The 1,367-nt window shown below is 73.4% G+C and carries 2 protein-coding genes; both read right to left on the bottom strand.

Going from position 1 to position 1,367, the window contains the following annotated elements:
* Positions 1–819 (bottom strand): sugar kinase (locus APM_RS10535; protein ID WP_007423356.1); only part of this gene is annotated, 819 nt, incomplete at its 3' end.
* On the bottom strand, positions 819–1,367 hold a 549-nt coding region (gene uxuA / locus APM_RS10540), incomplete at its 5' end, for a mannonate dehydratase (protein ID WP_007423357.1). The genes APM_RS10535 and uxuA, both read right to left, overlap by 1 nt.

The raw sequence follows: 1,367 nt of genomic DNA on the forward strand, positions 1-1,367 counted from the left end.
GGCCGCGGGCGCCAATCCCTGCAACCGGCAGGCGAGGAAGGTGCCGTTGAACGCATCGCCCGCGCCGGTCGAATCCACCGGCGTCACCACCTCGCGCGGCACCACCTCGAAGCTCTCCGCGCCAAAGCACCCCAGCGTCGCCGCCGTGCCGTTCTTGACGACGACATCCCGCACCCCCGCCGCCGCGAGCCGCGCGACCGTCGCCGCCGGCGCCGCGTCGCCGAACAGGGCCGCCTCGTCCTCGAAGGTCGGCAGCGCGATATCCACGAGCGGCAGCACGCGCCGGATCATCTCCCGCGCCTCGTCGGCGTCGCGCCACAGCGCCGGGCGGTAATTGGTATCGAAGGCGATCTCGGCCCCCGCTGCCCTCACCGCGCCAATGGCATCGAGCAGCGCCGCCCGTCCCGCCGGCGGCAGGATCGCCAGCGTGATGCCGGAGATCAGCACGAGCCGCGCGCCCGCCAGCGCCCGGGCAAGGAAATCGGGATCGTCGGCCAGATGCGTCGCCGCCGACTGCCGCCGCCAATAGGCGAAGGACCGCTCGCCCGCCTCCACCCGGATCACGTACAGCCCGACCGACGCGCCCTCGACCCGCCGCACGAAGGCGGCATCGATCCCGGCCGCCTCGATCCGCGCGCGCATCGCGTCCGACATCCAGTCGGTCCCAATCGCGGTCACGTAGCGCACCGGCACCGCGCCGCGCAGCCGCACCCGCGCCGCCCAGGCGGCGTTGAACGTATCGCCCGCGAAACCGAGCGCGTAGCCGCCCGCTTCGTTCGGCGCGAACTCCGCGAGGCATTCCCCGATGGCGGCGAACATCACGCCGCCGGCGCCAGGGCTTCGAGCGCGCGGATCACGCCACGCAGCTCCGCCAGCCCGCGCAGCCGGCCGATATAGGAATAGCCGGGATTGACGCGCCTGGCGGCATCGGCCGCGAGCAGATGCCCGTGGTCCGGCCGCAGCGGGATCGACGCCCGCCGCCCCGCCGCCGCCGCCTCGCGTTCCTCGCGCAGCAGCAGGGCGAGCAGGGCCACCATGTCGGTCCGCCCGCCGAGATGCGGCGCCTCGACGAAGGACCCGTCCGGCTCGACCGTCACGTTGCGCAGATGGGCGAAATGGATGCGGCTTCGGAACGTCTCGGCGATCGCCAGCACGTCGTTATCCGCGCGCGACCCGAGCGACCCGGCGCAGAGCGTCAGCCCATTCGCCCGCGAGGGCACCGCCTCGAACAGCGTCGCCAGATCCTCCAGCCTCGAGACCACGCGCGGCAGGCCGAACAGCTTCACCGGCGGGTCGTCGGGATGGATCGCGAGCCGCACGCCGAGTTCCTCGGCCACCGGCACCACCTCGCGCAGGAAATCGACCAG

The sequence above is a fragment of the Acidiphilium sp. PM genome (assembly GCF_000219295.1).
GTDB classification, from domain to species: Bacteria; Pseudomonadota; Alphaproteobacteria; order Acetobacterales; family Acetobacteraceae; genus Acidiphilium; species Acidiphilium multivorum.